At 36.1% G+C, this 21,060-nt stretch carries 17 protein-coding genes and 1 pseudogene; 7 read left to right on the top strand and 11 right to left on the bottom strand.

The features are described 5' to 3' along the window. Positions 1 to 391 precede the first annotated feature (391 nt). Both ACVYAD_RS07570 and ACVYAD_RS07565 read right to left on the bottom strand, forming a co-directional pair. A complete protein-coding gene (locus ACVYAD_RS07570) occupies positions 392 to 1,447 on the bottom strand; it encodes an ankyrin repeat domain-containing protein (RefSeq protein WP_476425585.1) in 1,056 nt (351 codons plus the stop codon). Between the two features lie 359 nt (positions 1,448 to 1,806). After that, complete coding sequence (locus ACVYAD_RS07565) at positions 1,807 to 2,574, bottom strand: alpha/beta fold hydrolase (RefSeq protein WP_476425584.1); 768 nt, start codon at positions 2,572 to 2,574, stop codon at positions 1,807 to 1,809. A 225-nt stretch (positions 2,575 to 2,799) separates the two neighbouring features. Here ACVYAD_RS07565 and ACVYAD_RS07560 point away from each other — a divergent pair, with 225 nt between their 5' ends. After that, positions 2,800 to 4,899, top strand: coding sequence for a hypothetical protein (locus tag ACVYAD_RS07560; protein WP_476425583.1), 2,100 nt, complete (start codon positions 2,800 to 2,802; stop codon positions 4,897 to 4,899). Between the two features lie 117 nt (positions 4,900 to 5,016). Here the strand turns inward: ACVYAD_RS07560 and ACVYAD_RS07555 are convergent, their stop codons facing one another. Both ACVYAD_RS07555 and ACVYAD_RS07550 read right to left on the bottom strand, forming a co-directional pair. Continuing rightward, positions 5,017 to 6,252 carry a DNA polymerase IV gene (locus tag ACVYAD_RS07555; protein ID WP_476425581.1) on the bottom strand — a complete coding sequence of 412 codons (1,236 nt, stop codon included), beginning with the start codon at positions 6,250 to 6,252 and terminating at the stop codon, positions 5,017 to 5,019. 91 nt (positions 6,253 to 6,343) lie between these two features. Next, a complete protein-coding gene (locus ACVYAD_RS07550; protein WP_476425579.1) occupies positions 6,344 to 7,741 on the bottom strand; it encodes an aminotransferase-like domain-containing protein in 1,398 nt (465 codons plus the stop codon). Between the two features lie 133 nt (positions 7,742 to 7,874). Here ACVYAD_RS07550 and ACVYAD_RS07545 point away from each other — a divergent pair, with 133 nt between their 5' ends. Continuing rightward, positions 7,875 to 9,038, top strand: a complete 1,164-nt coding sequence (locus ACVYAD_RS07545) for an aminotransferase-like domain-containing protein (RefSeq protein WP_349660527.1) — start codon at positions 7,875 to 7,877, stop codon at positions 9,036 to 9,038. A gap of 425 nt (positions 9,039 to 9,463) precedes the next feature. Beyond that, positions 9,464 to 10,678 (top strand): ISL3 family transposase, encoded by a 1,215-nt coding sequence (locus ACVYAD_RS07540; RefSeq protein ID WP_476425577.1) that lies wholly within the window; start codon positions 9,464 to 9,466, stop codon positions 10,676 to 10,678. A gap of 267 nt (positions 10,679 to 10,945) precedes the next feature. Here the strand turns inward: ACVYAD_RS07540 and ACVYAD_RS07535 are convergent, their stop codons facing one another. After that, the gene (locus ACVYAD_RS07535; protein WP_476425575.1) at positions 10,946 to 11,815 is read right to left on the bottom strand and encodes an AraC family transcriptional regulator; all 870 of its coding nucleotides are present in this window, start codon (positions 11,813 to 11,815) and stop codon (positions 10,946 to 10,948) included. Between the two features lie 259 nt (positions 11,816 to 12,074). Next, positions 12,075 to 13,274: a hypothetical protein gene (locus ACVYAD_RS07530; protein ID WP_476425573.1), complete on the bottom strand. Its 1,200-nt coding sequence runs from the start codon at positions 13,272 to 13,274 to the stop codon at positions 12,075 to 12,077. Between the two features lie 184 nt (positions 13,275 to 13,458). Between ACVYAD_RS07530 and ACVYAD_RS07525 the strand changes: the two are divergent. Together ACVYAD_RS07525 and ACVYAD_RS07520 are read left to right on the top strand one after the other, a co-directional pair. Beyond that, positions 13,459 to 13,613: pseudogene (locus tag ACVYAD_RS07525) on the top strand (IS1595 family transposase); the annotation flags it as partial. A 246-nt stretch (positions 13,614 to 13,859) separates the two neighbouring features. Then, a complete protein-coding gene (locus ACVYAD_RS07520; RefSeq protein ID WP_476425571.1) occupies positions 13,860 to 14,483 on the top strand; it encodes a YitT family protein in 624 nt (207 codons plus the stop codon). 244 nt (positions 14,484 to 14,727) lie between these two features. Here ACVYAD_RS07520 and ACVYAD_RS07515 read toward each other — a convergent pair whose 3' ends face one another. From ACVYAD_RS07515 to bioD, 5 genes are all read right to left on the bottom strand, one after another. Then, positions 14,728 to 14,853, bottom strand: a complete 126-nt coding sequence (locus ACVYAD_RS07515) for a hypothetical protein (RefSeq protein ID WP_349660606.1) — start codon at positions 14,851 to 14,853, stop codon at positions 14,728 to 14,730. A gap of 456 nt (positions 14,854 to 15,309) precedes the next feature. Continuing rightward, the gene (bioB, locus tag ACVYAD_RS07510) at positions 15,310 to 16,305 is read right to left on the bottom strand and encodes a biotin synthase BioB (protein ID WP_476425569.1); all 996 of its coding nucleotides are present in this window, start codon (positions 16,303 to 16,305) and stop codon (positions 15,310 to 15,312) included. Positions 16,306 to 16,575: 270 nt separating this feature from the next. Beyond that, positions 16,576 to 17,148 carry a biotin transporter BioY gene (locus ACVYAD_RS07505; RefSeq protein ID WP_476425567.1) on the bottom strand — a complete coding sequence of 191 codons (573 nt, stop codon included), beginning with the start codon at positions 17,146 to 17,148 and terminating at the stop codon, positions 16,576 to 16,578. Continuing rightward, positions 17,115 to 18,518, bottom strand: a complete 1,404-nt coding sequence (gene bioA / locus ACVYAD_RS07500; RefSeq protein ID WP_476425565.1) for an adenosylmethionine--8-amino-7-oxononanoate transaminase — start codon at positions 18,516 to 18,518, stop codon at positions 17,115 to 17,117. Before bioA ends, ACVYAD_RS07505 begins: the two co-directional genes overlap by 34 nt. Beyond that, entirely contained in the window at positions 18,499 to 19,203 is a 705-nt protein-coding gene (gene bioD, locus ACVYAD_RS07495) for a dethiobiotin synthase (RefSeq protein ID WP_476425564.1), read from the bottom strand. Before bioD ends, bioA begins: the two co-directional genes overlap by 20 nt. A gap of 621 nt (positions 19,204 to 19,824) precedes the next feature. On the opposite strand from bioD, the gene ACVYAD_RS07490 reads away from it, so the two are divergent. Beyond that, positions 19,825 to 20,289 carry a hypothetical protein gene (locus ACVYAD_RS07490; protein ID WP_349660537.1) on the top strand — a complete coding sequence of 155 codons (465 nt, stop codon included), beginning with the start codon at positions 19,825 to 19,827 and terminating at the stop codon, positions 20,287 to 20,289. A gap of 415 nt (positions 20,290 to 20,704) precedes the next feature. Then, the gene (locus tag ACVYAD_RS07485; protein ID WP_476425562.1) at positions 20,705 to 21,010 is read left to right on the top strand and encodes a hypothetical protein; all 306 of its coding nucleotides are present in this window, start codon (positions 20,705 to 20,707) and stop codon (positions 21,008 to 21,010) included. Positions 21,011 to 21,060 lie beyond the last annotated feature (50 nt).

Here is a 21,060-nt window from a genome sequence, read left to right as displayed (position 1 = left end):
AACACCATTTCTATAAAGTGCTGTAATTACAGTGTTTATAAGGGTTTTAGCAATTTTCTAGAATGTTTGACTACGTTTGATATAAATTACAATGCGGAGGCAAAGTTTTTCTTTATTAAATACATTTACAACTCCAACCAAACCACGCACTCTAAATGCGTAGAATATCTGTGGCAACACATTGGTGCTGGTGGGTTTAATTAAATTAAAAATGGCTCTGCTCTACTTTAGCGAAATACCAACTTACTTTTCCGTCTTGCATGGTACGCGTTCCGTCATGTTTGATTACCCCCTTTATTTCATCCCTCTTCTTACTGGTGTACGCTTAAAAAAAAAGAATGTATAGTACATAAAAAAACTTATTGTATACGCTGATTAAGTCGTATATAAGTTATCGCTTATAGTTGGGCTGTTCCGAAGTAATAGGATTAGGATTGCTGAGTACCCAATGCACCGCCAGTTCGCATAGTCTCGTAGGCTCATTACTACCATTGCCGTTGTGAAGTTCTTTCACTAATCTTTCAGCCTCCAGAAGTGCATCTGGATGTAATGGCGTACCCAAGCTAAAGTAATGGTCTAAACTGTTAATCATTTTACGATATTGATTATCCCAGTTGATACTGCCGTTATCTAAAATTTCGTATGATACTTTACCAGTAATACGGATAACCTCACCCTGTACGGTTTTCGCATGTCCTTGTGAAGGAATTAATAAATTCCAGAGTTCATTGTGTTGCGCCTGCCATCCCTTTGTTGATACCGCTATCGGAGAGGTGCCATCGTGAGTCTTTCGTTTCCCTACTGGAGGAACATCAAATAGCTCATATAGACGTAAAAGTGCCTCCTCTGTTTGATTCAAATATTCTTTATTAAAGCCTTCTCTGTGAAACTCAAAGTCATTTCCAATTCGCTTAATAGAGTCTTTCATCTTCTGCGTTTCAGTTGCTCCAGCGTTAAGCAAAATATCGGCAACTTTCGCCATGTTGACGATATCTATGTTCCTACACATTGCCAAAGCTTTTTCTAAGGGTGTCTGTTTCATCTTATTTTCTGCGCTGATATTTGCTCCTTTGGCAATCAACGTGTTTACCGCATTTGGCTTGAATGAAGCTGCAGCGGCAAATAAAGGTGTCTCATTTTGATAATCAATGGCTTCTATATCTGCACCCAACTCAAGTAGCAATTCAGTATTACCGCACCAACTTATTGAATGTTTATGTAGAGCCGTTCTTCCGTAACTGTCACTAGCATTTATATCAGCACCCTGTTCCACGAGCCAGCGGACCAAATCATTCGGTATATTGAAAAAGCTCAAAGCTGTTGATTTACTGTAACCGCCACGGGCATCTAATTCGCATTGCATAAATACTTCTTTTAATGCTGGTATATCGCCTGCTTCTATTAGTTCATCGAAATTTTTCGGTAAGGTTTTTTTCTTCTTCCCCATTTGTACTTCTCTCCTTAGGTCAAATTTATAAAATTACTCCATTACTATATTTTACCACTCATCCGTTTGTGGTAGTATTCCATTCCCTATTAATATGGTGCTATACGAAGGAATGGCTTCTAAGCTATACTATCAAGCCTTTGATAAAATTATGGTTAGATGAGTTTTTACTGAACAGGACTATTCGATGCTATCCGTTTGGCTAAAACCTCTTATCACTCCCATTGCTTCAATCTTTTCTTTCTCATATTTTTCTTTAGTAAATAACTCCAATCAACTTATAAATATAGCATATATTTTTAAAATATCCCCCCTATCTCTTCAGAAAACAGGGAATAAATCCCCTTTTTTACGATGCACTAATTAATAACCTCCCCATCTGGTAACTTGCCATCCTTCATCCACTCTTCTACAAAACGGTTAAAGAACTCAGGGTTCGCTAATGAAACACCGTGACCGATATTAGATAGCACAACACCCTGGCAATTAGGATTGCTATTCACAAGATGGATCGCAGATTTTTTCATGTTATCTTTCTCTTTTTCACCGACAGTTACCAAAATGTTACATTGAGCTTTCGAAAAATTACGGGGGATGGCAAACGACATATTTTCTTTCAATATTTTAATAAGGGTATCTACTTTCATCTTTGAACTATCTTCATAATATTGCTCAAAATATTCTTGATCTACATATAATGTTTTAGCTTGAAGCTTGGCGAATGATTTATTTTTTATTAAGGGAAAAGTTAATTTTATCAATGGTCTAAGCCATTTTTCTGCAGTTGGGGAAGGTGTCACTAAAGAACTGTTGATGATGGCAAAATTTATTAATTGCGGCTTTAAGCTAACCATTTGAATAGCAATTTGAGCTCCTAGTGAAAATCCGACTACTATGACATGCTTATTTTTTGCTTTTTCTTCTATTAAACTTAGAAGCTTTTTTGCACTATCTTCGATTGTAAAATCAGAGGTATTACTAGCCTCGTTATCTATTAATTCTGGTACAACGCAATGATAATGGGAAAAGTATTGGACTTGTTTATCCCACATCCACCCTCCAACACCACCCCCATGAATAAACAATATGAGTGGCTTCTGTAGATCACCGTACTCCTTATATTGCATTACCACACCTTCTTTCTTTGTTCTTGTATTTCTCGGGAAATAATTAGATTATTCTTATATTTTATACACTGTATTTATTTTACCAATTTATAGTATTTATGTGTCATATTTATATTTACTCCTGCATATATAATACTTGAAACACATTTAGCATTTTTGTTGAAACATTGTAGCTCTTGGGATTGAGGAAGAAAGAAAAAAATAATAAACATGGAGGTAATAAAGATGGAACAAAACAAGACGAACGAAACAAAAGAATTAGTAAAAGCCATTACCCCTTCCAGTTTAGGAGAATTTCCCCTCGCACCAATTAGTGGCTTATATGCATGGAGTGAACAGCAAATCAGTGAGGAACTTCGCATCGATGTAGATGGATACTACCCACAAATGGTAGCAAGCGGGACTATTATTTCAGACATGTCTTCTACTATTCATTGGATTGCCAAGTTAACAGCTAATGGACCAAATAATTGGACAGGCAATATTCGAAATAAATACTTAGACGACATACAATCATTTCCTTATACAAATGTAAAAATACAAGTAACACGCGGTTCAATCCCTGAACAGCATACTGCAGAAGTCGCATTTCTGATTGGAGGGGAGACAGACAGAACTAGCACGTTCAAGTTTCAATCTCCTCACTTCCACACTGTGGAATTTGAATTTGATGCTGAAGAAGGTACAACGCCATTCATAACATATCAAACACACGCGCATCCAGACAAGCCAGCATCTTTGCCGGATGAAACTTTGTCAATTTCTGAAGTTTTCAAACGCACTGGGTTTGATGTGAAAATATCAGACGGTAATAATATCGTTTCCAAAGATTATACAAGAAAAGATAAAAAGTGGAACACTCAAGAGATGCATGATGCCATGCAAGTATATTGGTCACACTTTGAAAATAAGCCCCAATGGTCCATGTGGACATTCTTTGCCAATTCGGAAGCTGAAGAAGGCCATGGTCTGGGCGGCATTATGTTTGATAGTATAGGTCCGAATCATCGTCAAGGGACAGCCATTTTTAATAATTCATTTATTTCAGATCCACCAAAAGGTGACCCCTCTCCTGAAGCTTATGTACAGCGCAATCGTTTTTGGTGTGCTTGCCATGAGATGGGACATGCTTTTAATCTTCTGCACTCTTGGCAAAAACATCTAGGTCATCCTTGGGAACCTTTAGAGCGCCCTCTTATCCCTGAACCAAAGGCTCTAAGCTTTATGAATTATCCTTACAATTTTGATAGTAAAACTAATGGTAAGGAGTTCTTTAAAAACTTTGAGTATCGTTTTAGTGATCAAGAGCTTTTGTTTTTGCGTCACGCTCCTGAGCGCTTCGTACAAATGGGTAATGCTGATTGGGCTGTAGATCATGGTTTTGAACAACCGATCGATTCTATTCACCCTTCTTTTAATCTTGAATTGAGGGTTAACCGTAAAACGTCTATATTCCAATGGTTAGAACCTGCAGTTATTGAAATCAAATTAACAAATACTTCGAATCAACCTCAGTCAATCAATAAACATATATTGTCCGATTTATACGGAATGACTGTAATGGTTAAAAAAGATGGAAAACAAGGACGTCGATTACTACCTCATGTTCAATATTTATGGAACAAAGAGAATAAGGTAATAATGCCTGGTGAATCACTGTACGAAACTATTTTCGCGTCCGTAGGGAAAAATGGGTGGTTAATTGATGACCCAGGATTTTATAACATTCAAGTAGCTATGCAAATAAACGGCCATAACATCGTATCAAATAACTTAAGACTTCGGGTTTTACCACCTACAGGATACGATCAGGAATTCCTTGCTCAAGACTATTTCTCTGAAGAAGTCGGCCGAGTTCTTGCATTCGATGGCAGTCGTTATCTTGACAAAGGAAACGATATCCTTCGTGAGATAACTGAAAAACTTCCTGACCATGCTGTTGCTCTTCACGCTCATATCGCCCTTGCTAAACCATTGGCGTTCGATTATCAATTCCTTGACTTCACAGGAGACTCAAATACAAAAGGTAAAATCAAACTAATACCTGCCCAACCAGATGAGGCACGTAAACAGTTTACTTCTGCGTTAACAGAGCACAAACAGGTTGCTGCTAAGACACTTTCCAATATAGATTACCATGATTATATGGGAACATTCAGTGAATTTCTAAGTAATCAAGAAGAAAACAAGGAAGCCGCACAGGTACAAAATGTCCTATATCAAACGCTAGCTGAACGGAATGTGCTAGATAGTGTATTACAAAAAATCAAAGATCGCCGTGAAAACTATGAACAAAAGGAAAATGAAATTTCAACGAACATATAATATTTCCACTTAAATAAGCCGCTTTCAATCTAAATACAAATAGAAAACCGTCATTTCGAAAAAAGGTTAATCGTAAATGACGGTTTTCTGTTTGATTTTAAAGTTTGATCATTTATTCTACTTATGTTCGTCCCAAAAGTCCTTACTAAAACTCGTATTTGCTTGATATTTCCCAGCTGGTTTGGCAATATCTGAACCTCGCAAAATCGTTCCTTTTCCGAACTTTTGCTCAATTTGATCAACCAGTTTAATGATTGGTTCATCTTTTACATGCTCTTCAAAATTAAATAACGTTAGCTGTTGTGTCGTTTCTTTAATATCACTGACATTCGATACAGTAACACCCAGTAATCGTACAGGTTCTTCGTCCCAATGCTTATTAAATAAATACCAGGCATGCTCTACGATATCTTCTTTTGAATGAATTGCGTTATTGATAGACTTACTTCGTGTACATGTTTCCCAATCAGCTGAACGAATCATAATACTTACAGTAACTCCAGCAAGTTTCTTGGCCTTTAATCTTTCCGCTACCTTTTCAGAAAGTGTTGCGATTACTTTATATAGTTCATCTCTATCTGTCGTATCACGAGAAAGTGTTGTTGAATTCCCTACACTTTTCGTATCGTATATTGCTTCTGGATCAATTGGTCTATCATCTTCACCATTTGCCTTTTGCTTCATACGCAGACCATTAATGCCAAAGTTTTGCTTTAATATATATTCATCAGCTACAGCTAGTTCTCCAATTGTTTTGATACCTAATTTACCTAATTTCTCCGCTGTACTTTTACCTACTCCATGCATCTCAATGACATTCAACGGCCACAATACTGCGGGAACATCGCGCTTTCGGAGTACGGTTATACCCATTGGTTTTTTCATATCACTTGCCATTTTCGCTAAAAATTTATTCGGTGCAATGCCGATTGAACAAGGGAGTTGCAGTTCGTTCCAGATTCTATCTTGCATATGTTGTACATGTTGCAATACATGTTGGCCTTCAACTATAGGAAGTTGCAAATATCCTTCATCGATTGAAACTGGTTGGAGAATGTCGCTATACTCTTTTAACAAATTAAAAAATGACTTGGAGGCAGCTCTATATCGTTCAAAATTAGGTGGTAGTACAATTAGCTCTGGGCACTTTCGGCGCGCCTCTCCGACATTCATAGTTGTATAAACACCACTTGCTCTTGCTTCGTAGCTACAAGTAATAATAATACCTCTACGCTCTTTAGGATTACCTGCGATTGCTACAGGCTTCCCTTTTAATGAGGCATCGTAAATTTGTTCAACAGAGGCATAAAAGCAATTAAGGTCAATATGTAAAATGATTCTTCCTTTATTCATACTCTATCTCCTCATTTACTTTGGCTTACCCTGTATGCGCTATCGAAGCGCCACTTTTCTTTACATAACTTTATTATAAACCTTCCTTAGTTTAATCAACAAATGTATAATCACCATCACTTTCAAGTAAATCCTTCAAAATAATGAGTGCTTGTTCCAGCTGATTTTCAGGTGCAGTGATGGCCAAACGAACTGCATTCACTAGCTTCGCATTTCCTACGGCAAAACGTTCAGCTGCGTACACTTGCACACCCGCTTTTGCTGCTAGCAATTCAAACTGAACGCTAGTGAATTTTTCGGGAAGTATAAGCCATCTGAAAATACATTCTTCTTCTCCTAAAATGTTATATTCGCCTAAATATTGATCGACAAGGGCATTTTGTTGCTTGGCATACAAACGGTGCTTTTCTAAAATGGATTGCGCAACGCCATCATGAATCATCCTTGCCGTAAGCTCCACCATCATTAAAGACACTGAAATATTTATGTTATACAATGTTTCCATTATTCTTTTACGTAGTGTTGGCGGTGTAACGATATAGGATAGTCGTAAGCCTGGTGAAATAGTTTTGGAAACACTGGCAATATAAATGACCTTCTCTGGTGCATAGGAGGCTATTGGGGCTAGTGGTTTCTCTTTAAGAAAACTATAAATCGCATCCTCAATAACGATTAAGTCTTTCTGCCTCGAAACTTCCGCTATCATTTTCCTTGTTTCCATCGACATTGTATGGGTAGTTGGATTATGAAAATCAGGAATAACATAAAGACCTTTTATATGCTCATTTTTACAAGCGTATAATAGCCCCTCCCTTGTCATTTCTCCGTTTCTTTGTTGGATTGCTACTAGTTGGATACCGAGCATATTTGCTGCTGTTTTTATACCTGCATAAGTAATGGGATCTGTACCAATTCGATCTCCTGGCTGAAACAATGCCGCTAACGTGCCAACAATGGCATTTTGTCCCCCTGCCCCAAGTAATACTGATTGATCCGTTTGAAAGTTGACCTTTTCCAAAAGCTTCATGGCTGCTTCCGTTTGCCAAGCATTTCCCTCTGGTCGTCCGTATTGAAATAATTTGCTAAAATTAGGGTCATTCATCATCTTTTTCATATAACGTGTAATATCCTCATTCGCATGATTTTCTGGCAGCACAGAGCCCATTTCGATCATCTGTGAAGAATTACTTGTCGGTAATAATATTTTATTTGTCGCTGCATCTGATGAAACGAATGTTCCACTTCCTATAGAAGCATAAATTAGCCCCTTCTGCCCACAAAGTTTAAAAGCTCTAGTTATCGTGCTTAAATTAACATCTAAAAAATCTGCTAGCTCACGCTGAGGAGGTAGCTTCGTGCCTGGCGATAATTTTCCATCTTTTATATCTTGCTCCAGCTGTTCAGCAATTGCTATATATAACGGAGCCGAGCTTTCGCTAATATTCGGCTTCCAACTCATTGGATATTCTTCAAACGAATTAACTGGCATATTCTAAGCTAAGCTCCTTCTCTCTCATTTTTTGCATACAATATTTAATTGTCTTGCATACAATGATAATATTGTATGCATATGATGACAATGATATAATTTTTAAAAAATCAGAAAAAAGGAACGATAAATTATGGAATTTTCAGAAAAGATACTAAATACGCCATCTTCATTCATCCGAAATATTTTGAAAGTAACAGAATCAGAGGATGTCATCTCTTTTGCAGGGGGGCTTCCAAATCCAATTTCTTTCCCAGTTGAAGCGTTGAAGGCATCTGCGAACAAAGCTATTTCGGAAAACGGTAGTCGTCTATTCCAATACTCAGGTACACAAGGTTATGCGCCTTTACGTGAGTACATTGCTGCAAAATACCGACGAGTACACGGACTAGATGTCCATGCTGACGATGTATTGATTACAACAGGATCACAGCAGGCTCTTGAACTAATTGGGAAAGTACTTATTAACAAAGGCGATGGTATCGTCATCGAGGAGCCTGGTTACTTAGGTGCTATTCAAGCCTTCACATTAAGTGAGCCAACCTTTTATGGTGTAACACTCGAAAATGATGGGTTAAACTTAGAAGAATTAGAGAATGCACTACAACAACCAAATGTAAAATTCGTGTATACAGTTCCAAATTTCCAAAACCCAACAGGTCTTACGTATTCTAAAGAAAAACGTCAGCAAATTTTCGAAATCCTATCAAAATATGATGTAGCGTTAATTGAGGATGATCCGTATGGAGAGTTACGCTTCCAAGGCGAGCCACTACCATACATTGGCGCTGGTAAATTAGAAAATAGTATCTTGCTAGGTTCTTTCTCTAAAACAGTCACACCAGGAATGCGACTTGGCTTTATCATTACAAAAAATAAAGAATTAATGCAGCATATCGAAACTGCGAAGCAAGCAACTGACTTACACACAAATATTTTCTCTCAATATGTCATTTATGATTATTTAGCAAACAATGACTATACGGAGCACGTTCAGAAAATTATAGCGTTATATAAAAATCAAGCCGATGCTATGCTAAATGCAATGGAGGAGTTTTTCCCAGCACATGTGGACTACACACGACCAGATGGAGGAATGTTCATTTGGGCTACAATGAATAATGGAACTTCATCATTAGACGTCTTCCATAAAGCGATGGAGCAAAAAGTTGCCTTCGTACCAGGCGATCCATTCTACACATCTAAAACGGGTGTGAATACAATGCGCCTAAATTATACAAATGCAACACCAGAAGTCATCCGCGAAGGCATTAAACGCTTAGGTAGCATTTTATAAAAATCGTTTAAAAATAAACAAAGTTATTAATAAGAGATGGTGTGAAAATTTCACACCATTTTTTCTTATTTCTCATCATAGTAAAAAATGAGGACAGAGCCTATTAAGGCGAATCATTATATCAAAAAAGAACATCCCTATATACAAAATAGATTCCTTAAATACATACTTCCGGTGTACCGAAAACAAAAGAATCTTTTTAAATACATAAAACCACTGCTATATTCATTACATTTCTTTCATTTAAAACCTCAAAAAAGGCTTAGGAACAACTCCTAAGCCTTTCTATCATTGAGTAATACTTGATTTGAAGGTTCTATAATATTTGTTGGGGTATTCACACAATTACACGCATAAAAAAAGCACAGATTCACCGATTTATATATACTTGAATTGTCGAGAAACAAGTAATAGAAAGGTGAACTGTGCAAATGAATTTTAACATGAATATCCCAGGATTAAAAGATGTAGAGATTACGAAAGTAGAAGAAGTAGGCGATCGAATCGCATTGTATGTACAATTGCCTAAATGTACGCATCAATGTCCAGTTTGTAAAAAAGAAACTTCGAAGGTTCACGATTATCGTATACAAAAGATCAATCATTTAAAGTGGTTTGAACGTTTAACTATTCTTTTCTATAAACGTCGTCGTTATGTTTGTAATTGTGGAAAGCGTTTCTCTGAAAAATCCCCCTTTGTAGATAAATATCAACGTTATTCAAAAGAATGGAATCAAGTAGTTAGTATACGTGCTATTAAAGCCAAAACATTTAAAGAAGCTGCAGAAGTACTGGGCACATCAACTACGACGGTCATTCGCCGTTTTAAAAAGGTAGCGAATAAACAATTAGTAGAGAGTGTACGTTTACCAAAAGCGATTGCGATTGATGAGTATAAAGGCGATACAGATGCAGGTACGTATCAGCTAATAATTGCGAATGCGGAGACGCGCGAACCGATTGATATTTTACCGAATCGTAAAAAAGAAACTATAAAAAATTACTTAAGTCAGTATGGAGCAGATGTTGAAATAGTGGTCATGGATATGAATCCAAGTTTTAAAGCAGCTGTTCGTCAAGCGCTAGGTCGACCTGTTATTGTGGCAGATCGCTTTCATTTTAGCCGTTATATCTATTGGGCAATGGATGAAGTGCGCCGACAAGTACAAAAAGAATGGGACAAATACAATCGCACAAAGTGTAAACGTATGCGTCATGTGTTTTATAAACGTACATCTAAATTATCACCAAAACAACAGTGGTACTTACAGCGCTATACAGAAATGTCTGAAACATTAAAAGTAGCTCATGAATTAAAGGAAGCCTATTGTGAATGGTTTGATTGGGCAAAAACAAAGAATGATGTCGTAGAAGTAAAGAAGCGATTACTAGCTTTTTACCGTAAGGTAGAAGAGACAAGATTACCAGCTTTCTTAAAAGCAATTCAAACATTTAAAAACTGGCAAGTAGAAATCTTAAATAGCTTTAGTTTTGGTTATTCTAACGGCTTCTTGGAAGGTATTAATAATAAAACAAAAGTGATGAAACGGAATGCATATGGCTTTCGACGTTTCGATCACTTTCGAGCAAAAATCTTATTAAATTTAAAGTATAAAGAAATCGGGGTTCATCTGGGTTAATGTGCTAAAAGATCACACACCCCAACATTTGACTTAGAACCGATTTGAAATCAGATTTTTTTAACTAGCTAATTTATACAAACTCCAATCTGAAAAATATTAATTAACATGGAGTTTAACGATAATTTTTGTACTCCTTTTTTCACTAAGGCACCCGTTAAGGTTCACCGTGACCTTTTTAAATGAGGTTTTATACATATGACCCTTTATTCTTCTGAACACCAGTTCATCTACTCGAAAACAACTCTTATACCCTCATTGTTATAACTAATGCTTACTTTTTTCCTTTATTGGCATCCAAACTTCGCTATATACATTTTCATAAGTCCCATCATGCTTTGTAAAAGAAATTCCAGGTAGGTCGGCTATTTCATAACCTGAAGATGGCAACCACTCCGAATAAATTTTCGCGGTCGTTTCTTGAAGGGTAACAGGGAATGGGCCTTGATTAGGGAAAATCGCCCATAAACTTTCTTCAATAGAAAGTTGTTCTAAATCAGCTAATTGATTTTCTTTTGTTGTTGCAAAACCAATCATATGAGTTAAGTAACCTTTTTCTTCTAAGTAACCATCATCAAAATCATAAGATACATTCAAAACTTGATGAGGATATAAATCAGCTAATTGATGCATCTCATTTCTTTGTTGTTCAGTAATGGACTGAGCTAGTTCTAAAATCGCATTATTGACACCTTCAAACTGTATTGGTACCCTTTTCGATACTCCAACTATATTAAATTTCTCTTTCTTTTCTATTTTGAATTCCATTGAAATTCCTCCCCTAATATCTATAAAGAATGAAAATTTGGGAAATGATTTTTGAATTTTATTTTTCGTTACTTCCGAAGGTAAAAAGCCACACCATTCACGAAAGGCTCTTGAAAATCCCTCGATTGATTGATAGCCATATTTGTAGGCAACATCTGTAACCTTCGCACCGTTTATTAATTCAACATTCGCTACCGATAATCTCCTGTTTTTGATATACTCATTCAATGACATTCCTGCCATATAAGAAAACATCCTTTTAAAATGATAATCAGATAGACCAACTATTTCTGATATTTCTTTTCCAGATATTTCTTCCGTTAAATTTTTTTCGATGTAATCCATTAATTGATTGAACTCTTGTAACATTTCATTTCCCTCCTTAACAATTACATCATATTGTATCCATTGATTTTTTACTCGATATTTTTTATACGGATTATATCGGATAAAGATCAAAAACAGCCTAGAAATATTCTAAGCTGCTTTCGTGTTCATTTAACATATTTTATCCGTTAAATAAATCCTTCTCTTCACCTTTAAATAAGACTGTTTCCTCAAAGATTGTTACTTCTGGTTTTGTATCTTCTTCAACTAAAGCACTCCGTTCGTTGTAGAAGAAATGGTCCTAATTCACATATAAATGTAAAACATTTTCCTGTTTCTCATACCTTCCCTTTATTACTCCGATTCCATCAATCTTAAGTGAATCAACATTTTCAATGGGATTATTCTTTAATATCAGGTGTAATTTAATTATATGTTGAAGTCCATCCTTACAATATGCGATAACAGGTTGTTGTACAAGATAGTCTTCATTGTTAATTCTTACTTTTAAAAAGTTCTTATGTAAAAATCTATTTTCTAATGAGACGATATTCATCGGGTCAAAAGATTTAGCAGTTATTTCACCTTCAACAAATAGATGAATTCCTTTTTGTTGTTCAAAGTTTTCAAATGTATTTTTTCTATTTTGTATAGCAAAATTAATTACTTCTTCTGTTTCAGAGCTTATTCCTACATTACTTATTTTTATAAAATCATCCGAAAGCTGTTTAAATATATCGTATAATGTTTCCTCTTTACCCCAAAAACTTTCCTTCCAACCCGGTGAAAACTCATCTAGTAACAAACACATAAACAAACCTGAACTATAACAACTCCTGCGTATATCAGAAGTAGTTCCATATTTGTCCTTCAGGTCTTGTCCATATTTTTTTAAAACTGATTTGTAATCTATTGGGGTTTTTTCTGAGTAAGCCTTTAGTTCAACATACCAAGCAGGTCCTTCTATTGTCTCAATTAAGTTTTCGTATAATAGATTATTTTTAAACATAACAGCTCTTTTTTCTCTTAGGGCAATGAAAGTATTAAGATATAGTTTCTTTTTAATAATATTATTTTCTAATACCGCACTAAAAAGATTTGCTCTTTCCTGATTTCGTAATTCCACATTTTCTTTTGTTAACGGATATGTGATCCCCAAAATTTCATTCGCAAACCGCGTTTCGCCTTTAACATATTGAAAACCGTGGAATAATTCGTGTACGAGAATAGAATATAAACTTTCATAATTCTTGCACAATTCGATATTTACAATTGCTGTTGGATAATCATTATAAAGAATAAGTGTACACCCAATAAATTGTTCATCCCAATTTAAAATTTGATAATTATTTTGTTGATTTTTTTTCATTCTAGGATGATTGAAAAGATAAACATAACTCTTATCATATAGTGCGTAAGCAACCGAATCAAAACCTGACCAATAATTATCCAAATTTGCATTTACTAAGTCTTGGGAAATTCTATTAAGATATTTATTCATTCTTTCATCCTCCATATAAAAATTCATTCTATCTAAATTCTCTTTGGGATGATAAATATCCTTTTTCAAAAGAAGGCTTATGCAACTAATGATTTTCAGGTAAAGCCCCTTTAGCTGAATAACATGACTGGCTTTTTTTAAACGACTTTATTAGAAATAAAACTACTATATTATATATGTTCAGAAGCTGTGGATTGACCGTTTTAAAGGAGTGGCTAAAAATATCTCGACATCTATCTTAAGTGATTCTTGGTTGTATACAGTCGAAGTAATGAAAGCACGAAACACAATATTAGAGAATTCTTACTTACATCAAAACAGTTTAATCAAAATAATTAATATTACTTTATCTTTGCAGCAGAATCACTTAATACCCTCCTAGCAATTCAACCCTATTAAAATCATTCTGAATGTTTTTTTCTTGTTTAAAGGCTGCTTTAGCATCTTGATCTGTATTGACCAATTTCTAATCATAAATATTTCTAATTATAACTATCACTAATCTATATTTCACTTAATAATTCAACTAATATAATGTAAAACAAAAGAGAAATACTGTGATACACACAAGGAGATGTAGTAGTTATGTCGCAACATTTATTTAAAGCAATCATTCTTGCATTGGCCTCTGCCATTCAAGGAGCAGCTATGTCTATTTTCTTATTTCCTCACTACATTCCATCCGGTGGTGCTGCCGGAATAGGTGTGTTATTAAATTACATATGGGATGTGCCATTTGCAACGAGCCTTTGGTTATTAAATGCAGTGATGGTAATTGCAGCCTTCAAGTGGCTTGGAACAAGCAACGCGGTGTGGACGATGTTTTGTGTCGGTGCAGCTGCCTTCACTATCCATTCAATTTCTCCACACATTCATCATCCAATTGGAAATGTATGGGTCGATTTAGTAATTGGAGCCTTTTTATTCGGTTTTAGTGTGGGAATTTTATTTAAAATGGGGGCTTCTTCAGGAGGAATGGATATTTTAGCACTTATTATATCATCTTTTATAAAGCGACCTCCCGGAAGCATATTATTTTGGATTAATAGTTTGATATTACTTGTTGCTGGTGTCGTGATCGATTGGAAAGTGATCATGTATGCCCTGATTTGCCAATGGTTTGGAACAAAGCTTATTGATTTCATCGGAAAGGGAAGCGTTTCTATACCTGTACTAAAGAAATATTCTGGTGCAAAAACTTTAAGATAATTGCAAGTAATCTCTAAATCTTTGATAACCTTATACGATTATCAAATTGGAAACCTTGTAGGATCAGTTGGGCCCAATTTGGTTCAGCTTTTCAAAAAATTTTACTACAGTATCGTCAAACATTTAATATCATGATGGCTCTTTTATTAGTATACAGCTTTCAATCTCGTTCATTAACAGAATAAAAAGCAACCCTCTTCGTGCGCTATAGCGTCGAAAAGGGTTGCTTCGTTCAGTTCTGCAATTATTTTGTATACGTTAAAACGGCATGTTTCTTAAATTTCTCTAAAGCCTGTGTTGCCTCATCTTTATTTGCATATTCAAAAATTCGAACATCCTTTTTATCAAATACTGTAATAACCCACATCATAAAAGCTCCCTTCCAATTTGTTTTTGTAATATAACAACCACCAAAAACCGTGATACTTTATCCAACTGTTTTATAACAATTCCTTACTTGATTCTTATTTTACGCCGATTTTTTATAAAATTAAAGCCTTATGTGAAGCCCTTCACAAACTGTTCAATTTCAAAACGCTTTCATTGAACAATTTGTGAAAACTTGATTTTCCAAGGCATAAAAACAATCTTCATACCGCTTCGTCTCATTCCTACATTCAATACAAAAAGCCGTATGTACGCCTTTTCCACGACGCACATACGGCTTTCCAAATTCGATGATAATTAAGTAGTAGTAGTAGATTTTATTTCATAAAGTGAATCTTTTATCAGCGGGGTTTCTTATCCCGCACTGATTATTAGTCTTCACCAATCGGGCTTTTACGGGCAGTTCATTACTGCCCGTTAATGCGTAGATAAGTTTTACTTAGCAGAATGCTGCTTCTTGCTTCTCTGATAATTCAATTTCAAAGCCTAAATCCTCAAGCATACGGTAATCACTGTTTGCTTCTTGTCCTTCAGTTGTTAAGTAATCCCCTACAAAGATACTGTTTGCTGCATATAAGCCTAGTGGCTGAAGTGACCCAAGATTGATTTCTCGTCCACCAGAAATGCGAATTTCCTTTGTTGGATTCATATAACGGAACAACGCTAAAACTTTTAAGCAATAACGTGGATTTAATTCTTTTGTCCCTTCTAGTTTCGTGCCATCAATCGCATTTAAGAAGTTAACCGGAATGGAATCCGCGTCTAATTGATGAAGTGCACGCGCAATATTCACGACATCCTCTTTTGTTTCCTTCATACCAATAATGGCCCCTGAGCAAGGTGAGATTCCATGCTTTTTCGCAATTTCAACCGTATTCACACGATCTTCATACGTATGGGACGTAGTAATATAAGAGTGATGTCGTTCAGATGTATTTAAGTTATGGTTGTAACGATCCACCCCCGCTTCTTTTAATTGCTGTGCTTGTTCTTCTTTTAATAAGCCAAGACAAGCACAAACTTTTAAGCCATACTTCTCTTTAATTTCTGTAACGGCTTCGCTAACTACATTGACATCTTTTCGAGTCGGCCCACGACCACTTGCCACGATGCAATAAGTACCGATTTGATTGTCAAATGCACGTTTAGCCCCCGCTAAAATTTCCTCTTTCGTAATGAAAGGATATTTTTCAATCGGTGCTGTAGATTTAGATGACTGAGAACAATAGCCACAATCCTCTGGGCAATAACCGCTCTTAGCATTCATAATCATATTTAATTTTACTTTTTTTCCATAGTAGTGCTTACGAATAGCAAAGGCACCGTCCATCACCTTCAAGAGCTCATCATCTTCACTATGTAAAATGGCAAGAGCCTCCTCATTACTAAGGATTTTCCCTGCAATAACTTCCTCTGCTAACTGTAACCAATTCATCTAGACATTCTCCCTCTCTACTTGATAATTTATCAATTATTCCTCGGCATAATTGCGTCTGGAATCGGCTTTGTGCAAGCACAAAGAACTCCTTTCCGATTCCGTGACACCCGCCGGAGGCTATAGGCCAACACGATATTGGTCACTCAGGCGTTTTCACAGGATGTGAAGCTCTTAGCCTGAGTTCCTCTTTTTCAGCTGATGTGTGATCAACCGCTAAAAAAACAATTTAAATATGCATTCTTCTCACATCTGTATAGGTGGGATACTTCAACTGAAAGAAGTTATTGTTCTTGCTGAATGAAAAACTTTGTAAAGACGCTCGGCCAAAAATGCAGAAGCTATCGCTAAGCAAAAATCAGCCACAATGCTGTTTAAAAAACCAACTACGAAAATATGTGACCAGCTCGTTTTCACATGTAACCAGAAATTCAATGCTACATATAAATAAGGTACCGCCACCCCATAAATAATAATAAGCCCGACAATATTTGCACCGATAAAATGTTTTTTTGTTAGCGTATCCACTCTTTCAATCATGAAACCAATGACTAATGCGGCCAGTGCAAAGCCAATCAGGAAGCCAAATGTCGGTTGCAATACATAGGTGATCCCCCCACCTTGTGTAAAAACTGGCAAACCAACTAAACCAACCCCTATATAGACGAGCTGACTTTGTAATCCATTACGACTACCGAGCAAGCTACCTGCTAAAAAAACAAAAACAATTTGTAATGTAAAGGGCACTACTGGTAGCGGTATTTTAATAAATGCCCCGATTGCGGTTAAAGCGGCAAACATCGCAATCATCACAAGTGACAGTGTTGATTGTCGTTTGAACAACTTACTCCCTCCCGCTCCTCAAAAAATTGCATAATCGTCTCTTTTGTTGTATCAATCATAAAATCCATTTCGTCATCAGATATAATGTATGGAGGCATGAAATATAATATATTGCCAAGAGGACGAATGAGTAAGCCTTTTGCTAATGCTCGTTTAGATAGTTGATAACCGATACGTTCCTCACTTGGAAGTGGCTCCTTTGTTTCACGATTAGCGACTAATTCAATAGCTCCAACCAGTCCAACCTGCCGATATTCTCCAACAAACGGCAACTCTTCAAATGCCTGCTTAGCAAGCTTTCGCATACGTTCACCTTTGTTTTTTATCATGTCGATCACTTGCTCTTCTTCAAACATCGTCAAAACTTCAAGGGCTACACGACAAGCAAGTGTATTACCGGAATAGCTATGAGAGTGTAAAAAAGCTTTCATTGTACCGTAATCATCATAAAAAGCGTTGTATACATCATCATTTGTCAAAACTGCGGATAGTGGCAAATAACCACCCGTTATACCTTTTGATAGACACATAAAATCTGGAACAATCCCTGCTTGTTCACAAGCAAACAATGTACCTGTTCGTCCGAAACCTACTGCAATTTCATCTGCGATAAAATGAACATCATATTTTGTACAAAGTTCTCGTAAGCGCTTCAAATATATTGGAGGATACATTTTCATGCCAGCAGCTGCTTGAATGAGTGGCTCAATAATAACAGCTGTAATTTCTTCATGATGCTGACGAAGCTCGTCTTCAACAAATTGTATACATTGGGCTTGACAGCTTCCTGGATTCTCTTGAAAAGGACATCGGAAGCAATCTGGTCCTTGTGCACGTACAGTATCCAATAATAGTGGCTGATACACTTCGTTATATAGCCCTACCCCACCAACAGATAAGGCACCAAGTGTTTCTCCATGATAAGCATCCGTTAAAGCTAAAAAGCGTTTTTTCATTGTTTTTCCCGTCTGCATATGATATTGAAAACTCATTTTGAGTGCTACTTCTATCGCCGACGAGCCGTTGTCTGCAAAAAATACTTTATTTAAACCGTCTGGCGTTAAGGTAACTAATTTTTCAGCCACCTTAATGGCAGGTTCATGTGAAAAATTCGCAAAGATCGTATGCTCCAATGTAAAAGCTTGATCGCTTAATGCTTGACTTATCCGTGGATTCGCATGTCCAAATAAATTTACCCACCAGGAAGATACGGCGTCTAAATAGCGATTATTATGTTCATCGTACAGCCATACACCTTGTCCTTTTTTAATAACAATAGGCGGATATTGCTCATAGTCCTTCATTTGTGAGCAAGGATGCCAAACATGCTGTATATCTCTCGTCTGCAATTCAGTTAAAGATTGTTTCATATTTGACCAACCTTTCAAACAAAGATGTGTGTGAAATAGAGAAGTCAACAATCTGTGAAATATCCCGAAGCTTTGGAATCGTCGCATATGGCAAATCATGACGTTGTAAAATCATTTTTACATTATCTTGTTCCATCTGACTGCCTGTATCTCCATTAAATACAAGGCCAAGAACATCAATATTACGAGCACGTAATGCCTCAAGAGTAAGCAATGTGTGGTTAATTGTTCCAAGTGTTGTTCGTGTGACAAGAACGACTGGAAGCTTACTTCGAACGATGACATCAAGCAGTGTCTGTTCTCCATATGTATCTATCGGAACAAAAAGTCCCCCTGCTCCCTCACAAATCACAACATCGTATGCTTGCTGTAACAACTGAATTTGCTGTAATAAATACTCCACATTAATTTGCTGATCCTCCAGCTGTGCAGCAAAATGTGGTGATGCAGCTTCCTTAAACGAATAACCATTTAAATTTTCTTGCTTTAGGCTTTGTAATGAATACTTTTCATACATTGCTGTATCGTAGTAATAGCAATACCCATTCTCACAAATTTCGCCAGTTTGCACAGGCTTATAAGGCGTGACTTGTAGATCATGCATTTGTAATTGACGCATTAGCAATGTAGTGACAATCGTTTTACCGACGTCTGTATCTGTCCCTACAACCCAAAAATGTTGCATCGTTAACCTACCCCCTCTTTTAAGTTAACTGTTTACAAATTTTAAGTTAACACATTTAATTTTATTTTGTAAATGCTATTTCTCAAAAACAGTCTATTTCTTTACGAAAAATAGGGAATTTTGTGATAACTCAACAACTTTTTTTCTTCAATAAAAAACACTAGACTCTAACTTAGGTAAAAACTAGTGCGAATGAATATATATTTTTGTAGAAGGTCAATTAATCATTTTGTCTGTTTTTGTTAATTAGAAGGCGCATCACCATAACGTGGAATTACTTTCTTTTTCGGGTGCTTTTTTTTAGGAGTCCGAAATGTCGCTTTGGGAAACATATGTTTTCTGTGCGAAAACGAAGCGTCAGCCACAAAAAGATGTTGGTCACTAAGCATTTCACAGGACGTGATGCCCTTAGCTTCGTTCCCCTACTCACTTACACTCCATGCACCATCTGAGAGAATGTGAATTTCTATTTGTTTTTTCAACAATTCGAGCTTGTATTATAGCTAGATTTCTAATATTCTTTGGGGTATTTTTTTGCTTCATTGACTTTTCCGAATATTATCAAAAATTTAAAGGATTTTACTCTTCGTTCGTAGTATTAAACAAAACGGGGGTGGCTGTATGTTTGGTATTTTTAAAGAGTCAGAGAAGATTGTAGATACTTTTGAGCAAGTTAGTTTTATTTTAAAATCCTTGCTCACATACGAGCTAAAAGACTTACCTATTCGCTATGAGTTTTGGTATCGAGTAGCTATTCGTCAGGAAGAATTGCGCACATTAAATAACGAGCATCGAGCAAAGATCTCGATGACTACAGCAGTAGGACGCTTTCATCAAACACAATACGAGGAAACTAAACAAAAGTTAGCAAAGCTCGAACGTCTCGCAGATGTGTATAAATCCTTTTGTATTGAGGAAGAACGGGAGGCATTAAATCATCGACTTCTTTTTCATAAAGAAGCAATTTCCGAGCTATACGAGCATGTCCAACATAAAGACCTATATATGTATTGTGATGTTGTGCAGCAACATTTTTGGGATGCAGTGAGTGAGGACGTTATAAATGCAATTGCCCACCTAGATTAAGTAGGTGAGCAATTGCAAGGGACTATTCTTTCATAATTTGCTCTAATTCCTTTTCTAGGATTTTCCCCTTAACCATCGGTACAAAGTCCATTACGCCATGAAGCTAAAGACCATCGAAAAACGCATTTAAATAGTCTCCAATTGCAATAGTCACCTTTCTTTCCCCATTGTTCACTAATTAATTTCGGCATTAATAAGTTTGTATTAATTAAGAATGTGTGGTATTTTTCAACAAAAATATGTTGAATAAGTTTGGAGTTTTTTATGATTGCATGGATTATTACTGCGGAAATTGCCTTTTGGATTGTTATTATTATTGGGCTTATTTGCAGATACGTTTTTAAAATGCCGAAACTGAGCATTTTTTTTTGCACTAACACCTGTTATTGATTTGTTACTTGTTATCCTTACTGCTATGGATTTAAAAGCTGGTACTCCTGCATCTATATCTCACGGAATAGCGGCGATTTATATTGGTGTCTCTATAACTTTTGGTAAAACAATGATTACATGGGCCGATGAAAAATTTCAAAAATGGTTTTTAAAATCTGGTCAAAAAAATGAGCCATTAACTGGAGTAAAAAAAGGTAAGCATGAAATGAAAATGCTTAGTCAGCATATTGGTGCCTTTATAATTGGTGTTGGATTATTGTATGCCGTGTCTCTTTTCGTTGGTTCAAATTCTGATACCTCTCCCCTATTTCAAATAATGAAATATTGAGGTATTGTACTTGCGGTTGATGCCGCAACTAGCATCTCATATGTTATATT

Source organism: Lysinibacillus sp. G1-3 (assembly GCF_056322905.1).
Note: the sequence above shows the minus strand (reverse complement) of the source record. Positions and strands in the feature narration are given on the sequence as shown.

Coding starts and splice junctions, on each gene's coding strand:
- ACVYAD_RS07530 (WP_476425573.1), bottom strand. CDS start 13,274: ATGAATAAATATCTTAATAGAATTTCCCAAGACTTAGTAAATGCAAAT.
- ACVYAD_RS07545 (WP_349660527.1), top strand. CDS start 7,875: ATGGAATTTTCAGAAAAGATACTAAATACGCCATCTTCATTCATCCGA.
- ACVYAD_RS07520 (WP_476425571.1), top strand. CDS start 13,860: ATGTCGCAACATTTATTTAAAGCAATCATTCTTGCATTGGCCTCTGCC.
- ACVYAD_RS07555 (WP_476425581.1), bottom strand. CDS start 6,252: ATGAATAAAGGAAGAATCATTTTACATATTGACCTTAATTGCTTTTAT.
- ACVYAD_RS07485 (WP_476425562.1), top strand. CDS start 20,705: ATGGATTTAAAAGCTGGTACTCCTGCATCTATATCTCACGGAATAGCG.
- ACVYAD_RS07550 (WP_476425579.1), bottom strand. CDS start 7,741: ATGCCAGTTAATTCGTTTGAAGAATATCCAATGAGTTGGAAGCCGAAT.
- bioA (WP_476425565.1), bottom strand. CDS start 18,518: ATGAAACAATCTTTAACTGAATTGCAGACGAGAGATATACAGCATGTT.
- ACVYAD_RS07570 (WP_476425585.1), bottom strand. CDS start 1,447: ATGGGGAAGAAGAAAAAAACCTTACCGAAAAATTTCGATGAACTAATA.
- bioB (WP_476425569.1), bottom strand. CDS start 16,305: ATGAATTGGTTACAGTTAGCAGAGGAAGTTATTGCAGGGAAAATCCTT.
- ACVYAD_RS07490 (WP_349660537.1), top strand. CDS start 19,825: ATGTTTGGTATTTTTAAAGAGTCAGAGAAGATTGTAGATACTTTTGAG.
- ACVYAD_RS07535 (WP_476425575.1), bottom strand. CDS start 11,815: ATGTTACAAGAGTTCAATCAATTAATGGATTACATCGAAAAAAATTTA.
- bioD (WP_476425564.1), bottom strand. CDS start 19,203: ATGCAACATTTTTGGGTTGTAGGGACAGATACAGACGTCGGTAAAACG.
- ACVYAD_RS07560 (WP_476425583.1), top strand. CDS start 2,800: ATGGAACAAAACAAGACGAACGAAACAAAAGAATTAGTAAAAGCCATT.
- ACVYAD_RS07565 (WP_476425584.1), bottom strand. CDS start 2,574: ATGCAATATAAGGAGTACGGTGATCTACAGAAGCCACTCATATTGTTT.
- ACVYAD_RS07515 (WP_349660606.1), bottom strand. CDS start 14,853: ATGATGTGGGTTATTACAGTATTTGATAAAAAGGATGTTCGAATTTTT.